The organism is Enterobacter sp. RHBSTW-00593 (genome assembly GCF_013784105.1).
GTDB lineage: Bacteria > Pseudomonadota > Gammaproteobacteria > Enterobacterales > Enterobacteriaceae > Enterobacter > Enterobacter ludwigii.
This window is the reverse complement of the sequence record NZ_CP056393.1, coordinates 3,779,337-3,794,409: the sequence shown is the minus strand read 5'-3', so window position 1 is coordinate 3,794,409 and position 15,073 is coordinate 3,779,337. Positions and strand designations below refer to the sequence as shown.

Below are 15,073 nucleotides of genomic sequence, written 5' to 3'. Positions count from 1 at the left end.
GGCATGCATCCATGAAAAACATGAAACTGGAGTGGAAAAGAGGTGACTGGGCGGCGTATTTCGGGTTGATGACCAACAACCTGACCAATTTGCTGACCATGATGGGGCTGCTCATTTTTGTCGTCGGCATCCCGAAGGAGATTGTTTATGGACGCATTGCGCCAGCCTTCGGGCTGGCGGTGCTGGTCGCGAGCGTCTGCTACGCGTGGTTTGGCCTGCAGATGGCGCGCCAGACCGGGCGTACGGATGTCACCGCGCTGCCGTCTGGCCCAAGCGCGCCGTCAATTTTCACCGTGACCTTTCTGGTGCTGATGCCGGTCTACCAGCAAACCGGTGATGCGGATTTCGCTATCCAGATTGGTCTGGTGTGGTGCTTCGTGGAGGCGATGATTCTGGCGGGCGGTTCGTTCCTGGGGGAAACCATCCGCAAGATGATCCCGCGTACCGTCCTGTTGTCGTGCCTGTCCGGGCTGGGCCTGCTGCTGCTGGCGATGAACCCGATGCTGCAGGCGTTTGAGGCACCTACCGTGTCGTTCATCGTGCTGCTGCTGATCTTTATTAACTGGTTTGGTAAAAAGCCGATCTTCGCCAAAATCCCGACCGGCCTGCTCTTGCTGATTGCCGGTACCGCGCTGGCGTGGATCTCCGGTCTGCAAAGCCCGGAGGCCATCAAAGCCTCAATGTCGTCGTTTGGCTTTAACCCGCCGGAAGTGCATGTCGACAGCTTTATGCAGGGACTGCCGCACGCATTACCGTACCTGGCTTCTGCCGTCCCGCTGGGTCTGGCGAACTACATTTTTGACCTGGAAAACATCGAAAGCGCCCACGCGGCGGGGGATGAGTACCCGACCCGCAAGGTGATGCTGGCAAACGGGCTGGCCTCCATGCTCGGGGGTCTGATGGGTAACCCGTTCCCGGTGACGGTTTACGTCGGCCACGCGGGCTGGAAAGCGATGGGGGCCAGCATTGGCTACACGCTGGCCTCCGGTGTGACCATGTTTATCGTACCGCTGTTCGGGCTGGGGGCGTTTATGCTCGCCATCATACCGATGACCGCCATCGTGCCGATTCTGGTGTTTATCGGGGTGGTGACCGCCAACCAGGTAGTAAGGGAAACGCCCAAAGTGGAGGTCCCCGTGATCTTCATCTGCCTGTTCCCGTGGATCGCTAACTGGGCGCTGACCATGATGAACAGCGTGATGGGCGCGGCGGGGACCAGTGCGGCGAAAATTGGCACCGACGTGCTGCACAGCAAAGGTATCTACTACCAGGGACTGGTGCATCTGGGTAACGGCGCACCGCTCGCCAGCATGCTGTGGGGCTGCATCGCTATCTTCGCCATCATCAACAAACCGCTGCGCGGAACCGTGGCCGCCGCCGTTGGGGCGTTGCTGGCGCTGTTCGGCGTGATCCACGCGCCAGTGGTTGGCTTTGCCGAAGGCAGTTCGCTGATGTTTGTCACGGCCTACCTGATGATGGGGGGCATGTTTGTGGTGAAGCATTTTCTTGATAGCCGCGACGCGGTGAGCGCGGCAGCGCCGGTTTCGGAGTCCTGATAATGGCTGATGTCCTCACCCCGCACCATTTCAAAGGAAACACTATGAAAGAGCTCATGGTCGTCGCCATTGGCGGCAACAGCATTATCAAAGATAACGCCAGTCAGTCCATTGAACACCAGTCACAGGCCGTGAAATTGGTTGCAGAGTCAGTGCTGGAGATGCTGGCGTCTGACTATGACATCGTGCTCACTCACGGTAATGGCCCCCAGGTGGGGCTGGATCTGCGCCGCGCTGAAATTGCTCACGAGCGGGAAGGGCTACCCCTCACGCCGCTGGCAAACTGCGTGGCGGATACCCAGGGCGGTATCGGCTACCTGATCCAGCAGGCGCTCAATAACCGCATGGCCGCCCACGGCGAGCAAAAAGCGGTCACGGTCGTCACGCAGGTGGAAGTGGATAAACACGATCCAGGTTTCGCCCATCCCACCAAACCTATCGGCGCGTTTTTCAGTGAGACGCAGCGTGATGCGCTCCAGCATGCCCATCCTGACTGGCATTTTGTTGAAGACGCCGGGCGCGGTTATCGCCGGGTGGTGGCCTCACCGCAGCCGCTGCGTATCGTTGAAGCGGAGGCTATCAAGACCCTGACGCAAAAAGGCTTTGTGGTGATCGGGGCGGGCGGTGGTGGTATTCCGGTGGTGCGCACAGCGCAGGGGGATTACCAGAGCGTCGATGCGGTGATTGATAAGGATCTCTCGACCGCGCTGCTGGCCCGCGAGATCCATGCCGACGTGCTGGTGATCACCACCGGGGTGGAGAAAGTGTGCATCAACTTTGGTAAGCCGGACCAGCAGGCGCTGGATACGGTGAATGTGGCGCAGATGAAACGCTACGTGGCGGAGGGGCACTTCCCGGCGGGCAGCATGCTGCCGAAAATCGTCGCCTCGCTGGCGTTTCTGAACGACGGCGGCAAGCGCGTGATCATCACCTCGCCGGACTGCCTGCCTGCGGCGCTGCGCGGTGAGACCGGTACCCACATTGTGAATGCGTAAGTAAAAGGAAGAGAAGATGAGTGAGAATAAAAGCCGACGCGAGTTTATTAGCCAGAGCGGCAAAATGGTTACCGCCTGCGCCCTGTTTGGCACCACTGGCTCCGTCGCGTATGCTGCAGAGACCGCGAAACCACGTTGTGAGACAGGCAAAACCATGAACATTACCGCCAGACACTACTACCTGGATAACGTGCTGCTGGAGGCCGGGTTCAACGTTGACGGCGGCGTGGCGACAAGCACCCGCACCGAACTGAAAACACTCGAAATTAATGACGGCAAAATTGTCGCCCTGCGTGATAACAAAAGCCATGGCGATGCCACGCTGCCACACTATGATGCAGGCAGTAAGCTGATGCTGCCGGCGATGCGCGACATGCATATTCACCTGGATAAAACCTTTTACGGCGGTCCCTGGCATTCCCTTAACCGCCCGGCGGGCACGACCATTCAGGACATGATCCGTCTTGAACAAAAATTGCTGCCAGAGTTACAGCCTTACACGCAGGAGCGTGCGGAAAAGCTTATCGACCTGATCCAGTCGAAAGGCTCCACTCTCGCTCGCAGCCACTGCAATATTGAGCCGACATCCGGCCTGAAGAATCTGGAAAATCTCCAGGCCGTCTTAGCGCGCCGCAAGCCGGGGTTTGACTGTGAAATTGTCGCCTTCCCGCAGCACGGCTTGCTGTTATCGCACTCCGAAACGCTGATGCGCGAGGCCATGCAGGCTGGCGCACACTACGTGGGCGGTCTGGATCCGACTAACGTGGACGGTGCGATGGAAAAATCCCTCGACACCATGTTCCAGATTGCGCTGGATTATGACAAAGGGGTGGACATCCACCTGCATGAAACCAGCCCGGCAGGCGTCGCGGCGGTGAACTACATGGTAGAGACCGTGGAGAAAACGCCCGCGCTGAAGGGGAAACTGACCATCAGCCACGCCTTCGCGCTGGCCACGCTCAACGAGCAGCAGGTCGATGAAATCGCCACCCGCATGGCGGCGCAGCAGGTGACCATTGCCTCTACGGTGCCGATTGGCACCCTGCATATGCCGCTGAAGCAACTCCGTGACAAGGGGGTGTTCGTCATGACCGGCACCGACAGCGTCATTGACCACTGGTCGCCGTATGGGCTGGGCGATATGCTGGAAAAAGCCAATCTTTACGCCCAGCTCTATATTCGCCCGAATGAACAGACGCTCTCCCGCGCGCTGGGTATCGCCACCGGTGATGTGCTGCCGTTGAACGACAAAGGCGAGCGCGTGTGGCCCAAAGCGCAGGACGATGCCAGCTTTGTGCTGGTGGACGCTTCCTGTTCCGCCGAGGCCGTGGCGCGGATTTCACCGCGTACCGCGACCTTCCATAAGGGCCATCTTGTGTGGGGCAGCGTCTCCTGACGCCACGTCGGGGTATTGCTACAGGTGATACCCCGACAGACGCAGCTCGCGATCAATCCACTCAACAAACTGCTGGATCTTCCAGGTGCGCTCGTTCATGTGCGGCATCACCAGATGATGCGCATTAATGGCGATCCCCGTTTCATCTGGTAGCACCTGCACCAGGGAGCCATCGTTCAGGTGATCGGTGGCCATCATCTTGCTTTCCAGAATAAATCCCAGCCCCATGCGCGCGGCTTCAAAGCTCATGTAGGAACGATCAAAACTCAGGCTGAAGTTGAGCCAGGGGCGGTCGATATTGTGCCAGGCAAACCATTTTTCCCAGTTGACGAGGGTGCTGGTCGACGAGATAAGCGCCTGTGAAAGCAGGTCCTGCGGCGTGTTGACGGGATGTGCGTGCAGATATGCCGGTGAGGCCAGCACCACCAGCGCATCGTTTTTAATGGTCATGACCCTGTAAGCGTCCCAGTCCGGGATGCCGTGGCGAATATCAATATCGATGTTATCGCGTGCAAACTGCAGGTTCTCGTAGGAGCAGGAAAGATTGACCGTAATATCCGGGTATTCACTGCGAAATTTGCCGAGCCGGCGCAATAACCACGTCAGGCCAAACGTTGGTGAAGAGTGAACGCGCAATACCGGATTATCGGCCTCTTTCATCACCTGTTCGGTTGCACGGCCGATGGCGCTCATCGCTGCGGAGACGTCGCGCAGATATTTTTCCCCCGTCGGGGTCAAGGTCACGCCTTTGCCGCTGCGGATAAATAACTTCTTCCCCATCCAGGATTCCAGCGAGGCGATCTGATGACTGACGGCTGACGCGGTGACGTTAAGCTGTTCGGCTGCCAGATGGATACTGAGAGAGTTGGCCACGGCGATAAAGGACTGAATATTTCGCAGCGAGGGTATGGGGAGGGTCTGGCGATCCTGCGCGGGCATGGCTCACTCCTTTTAAACGAGACAATTTTAAAAAACATAACATTGCGGCATCGCGTCAGCAATTTTTACCCGGCTGAATGGATTAAACATGATCCTGTTCACAGTGTTTTATCGATGAATATTGATGAGAGTTACATTTTATTTTTATGACCTGCATCGCGTATCAAATTTATCTCAGCAATAAATGAGTTTTATTGAATGGTGTTTCGTTCGATAGCCGATATATTGACGTTGAACGCATAAATAAAACGACTCACGTTGTTCGAATAATGAGGTAAAACATGTCTCGTATAGAACAAGTTGCCCCCTACATAGCGACAAAGAAAACCACTTACCGTTTCGTTGTACTGGCATTAATTTTTATTGTGTATGCCATTAACTATGCCGACCGAACAAATATTGGTGCTGTACTTCCTTTTATCATCGACGAGTTTCATATCAATAATTTCGAAGCCGGTGCGATCGCCAGTATGTTCTTTTTGGGATACGCCCTGAGCCAAATACCGGCGGGCTTTTTTATCGCCAAAAAGGGCATTCGCGGGATGGTGGCGCTGTCGATATTTGGCTTCTCGGCGTTTACCTGGTTGATGGGGACTGCGACCTCAGTGCTGGGCCTGAAGTTTATCCGCCTGGGGCTGGGGTTAACCGAGGGACCATGCCCGGTGGGGTTGGCATCAACGATCAATAACTGGTTTCCACCAAAAGAGAAGGCCACGGCGACCGGCGTCTATATTGCTGCCACCATGTTTGCCCCCATTCTGGTGCCGCCGCTGGCAGTGTGGATTGCCATGACATGGGGCTGGCGCTGGGTCTTTTTCTCTTTTGCTATTCCGGGGCTGGTCATTGCTGTCCTGTGGTATTTACTGGTACGTACCCGGCCTTCCGAGAGCCCTTTCGTGTCAAAGGCCGAACTGGAGACCATTACCGCAGGTCAGGCGACACCGGATGCCAGACGGGAAAATATCGTGATTTCCCCCGGCTTCTCCCGCCTTGACCGTCTGATCCGCGTACGGGATCTGTCGCCCATCAGCACGGTAAAAGGTCTGTTCACATCGAAAAATATTCTCGGTGACTGTGTGGCCTACTTCATGATGGTCAGCGTGCTGTATGGCCTGTTGACCTGGATACCGCTTTATCTGGTGAAAGAAAAAGGCTTTACGTTCATGAGTATGGGCCTCGTCGCGAGTATGCCGTGTATCGGCGGTTTTATCGGCGCGATTTTTGGCGGCTATGTCTCCGATAAATGGCTCGGGCGCAGGCGTAAACCGACCATGATGTTTACAGCCATCAGCACCGTACTGATGATGGTCATCATGCTGAATATCCCGCAAAGCACCGTTGCGGTTTGTGTCGGCCTCTTTTTTGTTGGTCTCTGTCTGAATATAGGCTGGCCCGCCTTCACCGCTTATGGAATGGCCGTCGCGGACAGCAAAACGTATCCCATCGCCGCATCAATTATTAATAGCGGCGGTAATCTCGGCGGATTTGTTTCGCCGATGCTGGCAGGTTATCTGCTGGATAAAACAGGAAGCTTTAATTCTGTCTTTATTTATTTCGGTATTTGCGCAGCAATTGGATTAGTCATGATTATCTTGCTGGAAGAACCGAAATAATAAATAAAACCTCTCTTACAATACTGGAGTAAATATATGCTTCTGAAAGATAAAGTCGCCGTGATTACCGGCGCGGCTTCTGTGCGCGGTTTGGGTTTCGCCACGGCAAAATTATATGCCGAGCAGGGCGCGAAAGTGGTCATTATTGATTTAGATGCCGAGGCCAGCCAGCGTGCGGCTGCATGTCTGGGTGAAGGGCATCTGGGGCTTGCGGCAAACGTCAGCAACGAGTTGCAGGTGAACGCAGCCATTGAGCAGGTTCTGGGTAAATATGGGCGCATCGACATTCTGGTGAATAACGCCGGGATAACCCAGCCGCTCAAACTGATGGATATTAAGCGCGACAATTACGATGCCGTACTGGATGTCAGCCTGCGCGGTACGCTGCTGATGTCCCAGGCGGTGATTCCCACTCTGCGCGCACAGAAGTCCGGCAGCATTGTCTGTATCTCTTCAGTTTCGGCACAGCGCGGCGGCGGTATTTTTGGCGGCCCGCACTACAGCGCTGCAAAAGCTGGCGTGCTGGGGCTGGCCAAAGCCATGGCCCGTGAGCTTGGGCCGGATAATGTGCGCGTGAACTGCATCACCCCGGGGCTTATCCAGACGGACATCACCGCTGGCAAGCTGAGCGATGAGATGAAAACCGCCATTCTGGCGGGTATTCCGCTCAACCGTCTTGGTGATGCACAGGATGTTGCCCGTGCCGCGCTGTTCCTGGGGAGCGATCTCTCTTCTTATTCCACCGGTATCACGCTCGACGTGAACGGCGGCATGCTGATCCATTAAGGGGAGACGAGAATGACGAATACGACAGTTCAACAGGTTGCCGCGGCCGCGTGGCGCATTCGCCGCTACGCGCTGCGAATGGGCGAAGTACAAGGTCAGGGCTATATCGGTCAGGCGCTGGGCTATGCCGACGTGCTGGCAACTGCGTTTGCGCACGGTATGACCTTCAGGGCTCAGGAGCCGGAGTGGGAAGGCCGCGACCGCTTCCTGCTCTCCCACGGACATTACGCCATTGCGTATTATGCGGCGCTGATCGAGGCGGGGATCGTTCCTGAAGAGGAACTTGAAACCTACGGCTCGGATGACAGCCGCCTGCCGATGTCCGGCATGGCAACGTATACACCCGGCATGGAGATCTCCGGCGGTTCTCTGGGGCAGGGACTCAGCATTGGTGTGGGAATGGCGCTGGGGCTGAAACACAAACAGAGCACGGCGTGGGTAATTAACTCCATGTCTGACGGTGAGCTGGACGAAGGTTCGACCTGGGAAGCCGCCATGTCAGCCGCGCATCATGGGCTCTCGAACCTGATTGTGCTGGTGGACATTAACCGGCAACAGGCGGACGGTAATTCACATAACATCCTCGGTTTTGAGCCGCTGGAAGATAAGTGGACCTCCTTTGGCTGGTATGTACAACGCGTTAACGGTAACGATATCCCCGCGCTGGTGTCGGCGTATGATAATGCCAGACGCTATCCCGAACAACAGCCGCGCGTCATCTTGTGCGACACGCTGATGGGCAAGGGCGTACCTTTCCTCGAGCAGCGTGACAAGAACCATTTTATTCGCGTGGATGCCGATGAGTGGCAAAAGGCGCTCGCCGTGCTCGATGCGAATAAACCAGAAGGAGTCCTGTAATGAGCCAGCCCGTCGAAAATAAACCGCGTTTAACCACCTCCGCCATGATTGCCTCGATTGCAGAGGAAGGGCAGGAAACCCGGGCCGCGCCGTTTGGCCACGCGCTGGTGAAACTGGCGGCTCAACGCCAGAACATTGTCGGCATGACGGCAGATTTATCGAAATATACCGACCTGCATATCTTTGCTCAGGCATACCCTGAACGTTTCTTCCAGATGGGAATGGCGGAACAGCTGTTAATGGGGGCGGCAGGTGGGATGGCCAAAGAGGGCTTTATTCCCTTTGCCACCACCTATGCCGTGTTCGCCACCCGCCGTGCCTACGATTTTATTCATCAGGTCATTGCTGAGGAACACCTCAACGTCAAGATTTGCGCCGCGCTACCGGGGTTGACCACCGGCTACGGGCCAAGCCATCAGGCAACGGAAGATATTGCGATCATGCGCGGCATTCCGGGCATGACCATTATCGATCCTTGCGATGCGATTGACACCGAACAGGCGGTGCCTGCCATTGCCAGCCACGAAGGGCCGGTTTATATGCGTTTGTTACGCGGTAAGGTTCCGGTGGTGCTGGATCAGTACAATTACCGGTTTGAAATAGGCAAAGCCGCGCTGCTGGAAGAGGGCAGTGATGTGCTGATTATCGCCTCAGGGCTGATGACCATGCGCGCACTGGAGGCGGCAAAGCAGTTGCGCAAGGATAATGTCAGCGTTGCGGTACTTCACTCGCCCACGATTAAGCCCCTGGATGAAGCGACCATTCTGGCGCAAGCCGCGAAACCTGGACGTCTGGTTATCGTGGCTGAAAACCACAGTAGCGTTGGCGGGCTTTGTGAAGCCGTGGCGTCGCTGTTGATGCGCCATCGCGTTAACGTCGACTTTGACACCGTTGCGTTGCCGGATGCTTTCCTTGATGCGGGTGCGCTACCGACCCTTCACGCGCGTTACGGGATTTCAACTGCCGCCATGGTGGAGAAGATCCGGCGCAGGCTCTGATTTTCAGACGGGTATGTTGTCAACGGGCGAGGGGTGTTTTACCCTCGCCTCTGTTGCGATAAAGGAGTCCGTCATGGCACAAAACATCTACGACAACCCGGCGTTTTTTGAAGGCTATGCCCGGCTACCGCGTTCGGTGCAGGGGCTGGACGGCGCACCGGAATGGCCTGCGCTGAAAAGCATGCTGCCACCGTTATCCGGCAAGTCAGTTATCGATCTTGGCTGCGGTTACGGCTGGTTCTGTCGCGCTGCACGCGCGCTGGGGGCGGCAGAAGTGACCGGCGTTGATCTCTCCGAAAAGATGCTCGCCCGGGCGGCTGAACTGACGGATGACGCGAAAATTCACTATCAGCGCAGCGATCTGGCATCTCTGGCGTTACCTGAGCACAGCGTTGATTTGATCTACAGTTCACTGGCGCTGCACTACCTGCCGGCGCTGGAGACCCTGTTTGATAAAATCCGGCGGGCGCTTAAACCCGGCGGCAGCCTCGTCTTTTCAATGGAACATCCGATTTACACCTGCGCCACACGTCAGGGCTGGCTAACCGACGACAACGGCGAGCGTTTCTGGGGCGTTAATCGCTATCAGGATGAGGGCGAGCGCGTCAGCAACTGGCTGGCGGACGGGGTGATCAAATACCACCGTACGCTGGGTACCACGCTCAATGCACTTATTAAGGCGGGGCTGACAATAACGGAAGTGAACGAATGGGGACCAACGCAGGCACAAATTGATGCCTGGCCCTCGCTGGCCGAAGAGGCGGAACGTCCGATGCTGGTCCTGATTTCTGCCGCTAAGGCTCAGTAACCCACTTTGTACACCCGTCCATTCTGCACCCCTTCCACGCTGCGACGATAGGCCTGCGCCACCGTTGCGGCGGGAACACTTTCAAAGCCCGGGAAGAAGCCTTCGTACGCTTCCGCTGATTCGGTAAGTACCGTCGGGCTAATCAGGTTGATGCGGATCCCGCGCGGCAGTTCACAGGCCGCGGCGCGGACAAACCCTTCCAGGGCGGCGTTCACCGTGGTGGCATTCACCCCCTGAGCGATAGGCTCATGCGCCACGATCCCGCTTATCAGGGTGATGGAGCCACCTTCATTGAGGTAATGCTGGCCGGTCAACGCCAGACGAACCTGTCCCAGCAGCTTATCCTGCAAGCCCTGGTTGAAATCGCTGTCTTTCATGGTCGCGAGCGGGCCGAAGTGCAGGCCGCCACTGGCAGAGACAATCGCATCCACCGCACCGATGTTTTCAAACAATGCCTGCACGCTGGCCTGAGAGGTGATATCCACCTGGTAGTCGCCCTGCGTGCGACCCACGCGGATCACGTCGTGGCGACGGCTCAGCTCTTCTGTTACCGCACGACCGACCGTACCGCTGGCACCAATAATCACGATTTTCATAGCTGACTCCTTAGGTTGTGAGCCTTCATTCTTTAATAAATCAAAACTCAGATAAACTGGGCTAAAGTTAGAGGATTGCTAACCAGAGGTTTGGAATATGGATAAGCTTCGCAGCATGGAGACCTTCATTGCTGTCGTTGAGAGCGGCAGTTTTACCGGCGCGGCAGGCCGCCTGGAGATGTCGGCGGTGATGGTGGGGAAGTACATTGCGTTGCTGGAGTCTCAGCTCGGCACCCGGCTGCTGGAGCGAAATACGCGGCGTCAAAGTCTGACGGACGCCGGGCGGGTCTATTTCGACGAGGCGAAGCGGGTGCTGGAGCAGGTTTCTATCGCCGAAAGCGCGGTTGAGCGACTGCGTGCCGCCCCAGCCGGGACCTTGCGGGTCACGGCGCCCACCTCGTTTGGCGGTTGTGTGATTGCCCCCCTCACCGCGACCTTTTTGCAGCGCTACCCGGACGTGCGCGTGGAGCTGGATCTGACCAACCGGATGGTGGATCTGGTGGATGAAGGGGTCGATCTGGCCATTCGAATTGGTGACATTCATAACGACGATCTGGTGGCGAAATACCTCTGCCCGTATCGAATGGTGATCTGCGCGGCCCCGGCGTATCTGGCGCGTTACGGCACGCCGCGAACGCCTGCCGATCTGGCGGATCATCTCTGCCTGTCACACACGGTGTGGACCGCACGTAACGAATGGCGGCTGCCGGGGGGTGAAGGCGAGATGAGCTGGAAGCGCGATGCCATTCTGCGCTGCAACGATGGCTATGGGCTACGGATGGCGGCGAGAGCGGGGGCGGGATTATTACTGCAACCCGAAGTGCTGGTGGCAGAAGAGCTGGCGAGCGGCAGGCTGGTGCAGGTGCTGGAGAACTACACGCCTGCGCCACGACCGGTACATTTGCTGTGGCGCCAGGATTTACGTCCGCTACCCAAGCTCACGCAATTTGTCGCGCATATTCTGCAGGGCGCGGAATATTTCGGCCATGCAGTTGAAGAAAAGTAATTATCAAAGCCGCAGACTTATGCTACTAAGATTAGGCACATTATAAAAAAAGAAGGTAAGCAAAGAATGTCTGTGAATAAACTCGCCAGCAGCGCACAGGGCCTGCAATCATCTGCCATCCGTGAATTATTAAAACATAGCAAAATGGCCGGGGTGATTTCGCTGGGTGGCGGTATTCCTAACCCTGCACTGTTCGATCATGAAGGCCTGAAAATTGCCGCTGATGCCGTATTATCACAGCATTTTGGTGAAGCTTTTCAGTACGGTCTGACCGAAGGCATCCCGGGGCTGCGTGAAGAAATTAAGCTCATCTGTGAAGGCCGCGGGATCTCCTGCAAGGCCGATGACGTGGTCATTACGTCCGGTTCGCAACAATCTCTCGACGTGCTGGCGCGGGCGTTAATTAACCCGGGCGATACCGTCGTCGTCGAACGTCCAACGTATCTCGCGGCACTGCAGGTATTTGGTCTGGCACAGGCCAAATTTGAATCCGTGGGCACCGATGGCGACGGAATGAAAGTGGATGAACTTGAAGCACTGGTGGCGAATAAAACCATCAAGGCGGTTTATATTGTTCCGACATTTGGTAACCCGGGTGGGGTAACGCTTTCTGAGGTGCGTCGTAAACAGCTGGTGGAATTATCGAAGCGCTATGACTTCGTTATTATCGAAGACGATCCGTACAGCGAAATTAATTATACCGATGAAGTGTTCCGCCCGTTAATTGCCCATGCCAAAGATATCGGCAATGAAGAGAACGTCGTCTATACTTCGACCTTCTCCAAAATCCTCGCGCCGGGCACTCGTGTGGGCTGGGTGCTGGTACCGGAGTGGCTGAAACGCGCGGTGGTTAATCTCAAGCAAACCACCGATCTGCACACCAGCACGCTGTCACAGCTGATGACCTACGAGTACCTGAAAACCGGTCGTCTGGCCGATCAGATTAAAATGATCCGTGAAGCCTACCGCCAGAAATACCAGACCTTTGCAAATGAACTGGAGGCGGAACTGGGTGATGTCATGACGTTCCATAAGCCGAAGGGTGGAATGTTCCTGTGGGCCAAAATGAACAATGGCATCAACACCACGCGCTGGCTGGAAAAAACGTTAAGCAACGGCGTGGTTTTTGTGCCGGGTGAGTTCTTCTATTGCAATGAGCCAGACCATACGACGCTGCGCATGTCGTTTGTCACGCCAACCGATGAAGAGCTGAAAGAGGCGGTTCGTCGCCTGAAAAAATCGCTGTAACAGACCTGCGCATAATGGCACCTGTGTTGTTATGCGCATTACTTGTGCAGTGCGGCCAGCGCCGCAAGCGTTCATGGTGAACCCCATGTTTGAATTTCTGATCGGTATCCTCACGCACACCCCCGTCTGGGTGTGGGTTCTGTTTATCTTTCTCATCTCCCGCGGCCTCAACGCCCGTAAGCCTGCCACCGTTACGCTGGAAAGGCTGGCCATCATTCCTGCCATCTTTCTTATCTGGGATATCTACGATCTGGTGGTCTATCGCGATCTTACTCTCGCGACGGTGGCCCTTTGGGTTGCGGGAATTGTGGCGGGCGCGACGCTGGGGTATGTGCTGATTAAGCAGACGGTCATCACCCGCACCGACGCGCCGCGCACCCTTTATCGCCAGCCGGACTACACGGCACTGCCGTTTATGATGCTGGCATTTGGGGTGAAATACGTGCTGGGGGTGATGAACGCCCTCTCTCCCCAGACGTTGCAACAGCCCGCCATGAGCGCGCTGGCGATAGTCTCCGGCGGGGTATTTGCCGGGGTGTTTATCGGGAAGTTTACGCGCTATGTAGGGGTATATCTCAGCAGCACACCGCAACCGGCTGAGTAACGTTAGCCCGTTGCATGGGCCAGCGCGCGAGCAGAAGCTTCACCGTTGGCTACTCGCGTGACTTCGTGGATCCGGCAGATTTTTCCTGCGCATAGCGTGGCAAACATATAAACCTCTATTTCAGCCTGATGGCCTTCGGGATACGTGACGGTCACGATATGCCGGTCAGCCAGCAGTGTGTCATGACACCCTATCTGTTCCACGCGGAAGGCGATATCGCGGATCTGCGAACGCACGTGCTCCAGGTGCTGAATAAAGCCAGAATAATCAAGCAAATGACCGTCCGTGATCTGCTGATACGCTGGCGAAAAAACGTCTTTCGGATCAATCTCGCCTTTAAACAGGCCGGTCAGCAAACGGGACATTTCCTCACGCAAAATAGCATTGTCAGACTGGGTAAGCAGGCGGGTGATGATGTTCATGATGACTCCTCGTTGCGTTGAGCCGCCATTATCCTTGACAGACAGAGACGTAGTTTCTGTAATAAGCCAATGAATACCGATTTTCGGCCAAATAACGTGGTCAGCTTTGAGACACTTTTGCATCCAGGTGGATACCATACGCCGTGGCATAGCCATCAGGCCGGTCAGCTCTGGCGGATTACGACGGGTCTGCTGGTTGTCGAAACAGCGTCTGGGCGTTCGGTTGTACCGGCGCAACATATCGGCTGGATCCCGCCTGGTCAGGAGCATGCTGCCTTTTCCGGAAGTGCGATTGACGGTCATGCGATCTATCTGGATCCCGCAGGGTGTGAAGCGCTGCCCGGTGAAACGACGCTTTTCGAACCCGACGAGCTCACCAGCGCGTTGTTTTCACGCTTAAACGCTGAAGGAAGCGGGTACGATACGCGAAAGCTCACCCTGCTGCTGGATGAACTGGCGCGGGGCCGTCAGGTGCGCTATCTGCTGCCCATGCCAGCCGATCCCCGATTAAAGAAGGTAGCCAGCCATCTGATGCTACGTGTGGACGACAACCAGACGGTTGAGCACTATGCCTCCCTTGCGGGAATGAGCGTGCGGACATTCCACCGTCGGTTTAGCGCGGAAACGGGAATGAACGTTGTTAACTGGCGGCAACTTGCCCGCGTAATGCGGGCAATGGAGTGGCTGGCAGCAGGTAAACCGGTTGGCTGGATCGCGCTGTCGTGCGGCTACAACAGTATCAGCGCGTTTATTGAGGTTTTCAGAGCCTTTACCGGCAAAACGCCCGGGCAGTGGGCGCTTAAAGAAGCCCCTTCTGTGCGAAGGTAATGCGCGTGGCTTCGTTCAGATCCAGTGCTTTAAGTGCTTCAGGGCGGACCCAGGCAACCTCCTGAAACTCGTCGTTAAACGTTACCTGCCGATTTGTGCTGATGCAGTCGAAAATCAGGTAAATCATATAAATCTCTTCCGTGGTGCCATCGGCATAGGTTTTCACCCGAATGTCATCGCGAAACGCCCAGGGTTTGACCTCCGTGATCTCCAGCGCGTCGCCCAGCTCTTCGCGAATTTCACGGCGCAGCGCCTGCTCCATGGTTTCTCCCGGCTCCATCCCGCCGCCCGATAATGCCCACTGGCCGGGAAATACGCCGCGGTCATCGGCCATTTTGCACAGCAGATACGCCCCGTCGTTCTGAATGATGGGGCAGACAATAGTTCGTTGACGCATGGTTTCTTCCTGAAAAATGAGTT

The 15,073-nt window shown here is 56.2% G+C and carries 16 protein-coding genes; 12 read left to right on the top strand and 4 right to left on the bottom strand.

Features of this window, described 5'->3' with window-relative positions; genetic code table 11:
• The first annotated feature begins 11 nt into the window (after positions 1 to 11).
• Genes HV242_RS18130 through HV242_RS18120 form a run of 3 tightly spaced genes read left to right on the top strand, consistent with a single transcriptional unit; the run spans position 12 to position 3,947 of the window.
• Positions 12 to 1,556, top strand: a complete 1,545-nt coding sequence (locus tag HV242_RS18130; protein WP_050737204.1) for a permease family protein — start codon at positions 12 to 14, stop codon at positions 1,554 to 1,556.
• A gap of 44 nt (positions 1,557 to 1,600) precedes the next feature.
• Positions 1,601 to 2,551, top strand: coding sequence for a carbamate kinase family protein (locus tag HV242_RS18125; protein ID WP_025203405.1), 951 nt, complete (start codon positions 1,601 to 1,603; stop codon positions 2,549 to 2,551).
• A 16-nt stretch (positions 2,552 to 2,567) separates the two neighbouring features.
• A complete protein-coding gene (locus HV242_RS18120; protein ID WP_050737203.1) occupies positions 2,568 to 3,947 on the top strand; it encodes an amidohydrolase family protein in 1,380 nt (459 codons plus the stop codon).
• 18 nt (positions 3,948 to 3,965) lie between these two features.
• Here the strand turns inward: HV242_RS18120 and HV242_RS18115 are convergent, their stop codons facing one another.
• Positions 3,966 to 4,886, bottom strand: a complete 921-nt coding sequence (locus tag HV242_RS18115) for a LysR substrate-binding domain-containing protein (protein WP_032680431.1) — start codon at positions 4,884 to 4,886, stop codon at positions 3,966 to 3,968.
• 281 nt (positions 4,887 to 5,167) lie between these two features.
• On the opposite strand from HV242_RS18115, the gene HV242_RS18110 reads away from it, so the two are divergent.
• The 5 genes from HV242_RS18110 to HV242_RS18090 all read left to right on the top strand — a co-directional run bounded on the left by HV242_RS18110 (position 5,168) and on the right by HV242_RS18090 (position 9,949).
• The gene (locus HV242_RS18110; RefSeq protein ID WP_050737202.1) at positions 5,168 to 6,499 is read left to right on the top strand and encodes an MFS transporter; all 1,332 of its coding nucleotides are present in this window, start codon (positions 5,168 to 5,170) and stop codon (positions 6,497 to 6,499) included.
• 36 nt (positions 6,500 to 6,535) lie between these two features.
• Complete coding sequence (locus HV242_RS18105; protein ID WP_014171297.1) at positions 6,536 to 7,285, top strand: SDR family NAD(P)-dependent oxidoreductase; 750 nt, start codon at positions 6,536 to 6,538, stop codon at positions 7,283 to 7,285.
• 12 nt (positions 7,286 to 7,297) lie between these two features.
• Entirely contained in the window at positions 7,298 to 8,143 is an 846-nt protein-coding gene (locus HV242_RS18100; protein ID WP_050737201.1) for a transketolase, read from the top strand.
• Complete coding sequence (locus HV242_RS18095) at positions 8,143 to 9,141, top strand: transketolase family protein (RefSeq protein ID WP_020883880.1); 999 nt, start codon at positions 8,143 to 8,145, stop codon at positions 9,139 to 9,141. The genes HV242_RS18100 and HV242_RS18095 overlap by 1 nt, the downstream gene beginning before the upstream one ends.
• A gap of 73 nt (positions 9,142 to 9,214) precedes the next feature.
• Positions 9,215 to 9,949, top strand: coding sequence for a class I SAM-dependent methyltransferase (locus HV242_RS18090; protein ID WP_063858694.1), 735 nt, complete (start codon positions 9,215 to 9,217; stop codon positions 9,947 to 9,949).
• On the opposite strand, the gene HV242_RS18085 is transcribed toward HV242_RS18090, so the two are convergent.
• Positions 9,943 to 10,545: a short chain dehydrogenase gene (locus HV242_RS18085; protein ID WP_025203409.1), complete on the bottom strand. Its 603-nt coding sequence runs from the start codon at positions 10,543 to 10,545 to the stop codon at positions 9,943 to 9,945. The two genes, HV242_RS18090 and HV242_RS18085, sit on opposite strands and share 7 nt — an antisense overlap.
• Positions 10,546 to 10,642: 97 nt before the next feature.
• On the opposite strand from HV242_RS18085, the gene HV242_RS18080 reads away from it, so the two are divergent.
• From HV242_RS18080 to HV242_RS18070, 3 genes are all read left to right on the top strand, one after another.
• Positions 10,643 to 11,551, top strand: a complete 909-nt coding sequence (locus tag HV242_RS18080; protein WP_050737199.1) for a LysR family transcriptional regulator — start codon at positions 10,643 to 10,645, stop codon at positions 11,549 to 11,551.
• 66 nt (positions 11,552 to 11,617) lie between these two features.
• Positions 11,618 to 12,799: an aminotransferase-like domain-containing protein gene (locus HV242_RS18075; RefSeq protein ID WP_044868553.1), complete on the top strand. Its 1,182-nt coding sequence runs from the start codon at positions 11,618 to 11,620 to the stop codon at positions 12,797 to 12,799.
• 85 nt (positions 12,800 to 12,884) lie between these two features.
• A complete protein-coding gene (locus HV242_RS18070) occupies positions 12,885 to 13,403 on the top strand; it encodes a DUF6622 family protein (protein WP_063858693.1) in 519 nt (172 codons plus the stop codon).
• A 2-nt stretch (positions 13,404 to 13,405) separates the two neighbouring features.
• Here HV242_RS18070 and HV242_RS18065 read toward each other — a convergent pair whose 3' ends face one another.
• Positions 13,406 to 13,825: a hypothetical protein gene (locus tag HV242_RS18065; RefSeq protein ID WP_050737197.1), complete on the bottom strand. Its 420-nt coding sequence runs from the start codon at positions 13,823 to 13,825 to the stop codon at positions 13,406 to 13,408.
• Positions 13,826 to 13,894: 69 nt separating this feature from the next.
• On the opposite strand from HV242_RS18065, the gene HV242_RS18060 reads away from it, so the two are divergent.
• Positions 13,895 to 14,653 (top strand): AraC family transcriptional regulator, encoded by a 759-nt coding sequence (locus tag HV242_RS18060; protein ID WP_230941209.1) that lies wholly within the window; start codon positions 13,895 to 13,897, stop codon positions 14,651 to 14,653.
• On the opposite strand, the gene nudI is transcribed toward HV242_RS18060, so the two are convergent.
• A complete protein-coding gene (gene nudI / locus HV242_RS18055) occupies positions 14,625 to 15,050 on the bottom strand; it encodes a nucleoside triphosphatase NudI (protein WP_049023133.1) in 426 nt (141 codons plus the stop codon). The two genes, HV242_RS18060 and nudI, sit on opposite strands and share 29 nt — an antisense overlap.
• Positions 15,051 to 15,073 lie beyond the last annotated feature (23 nt).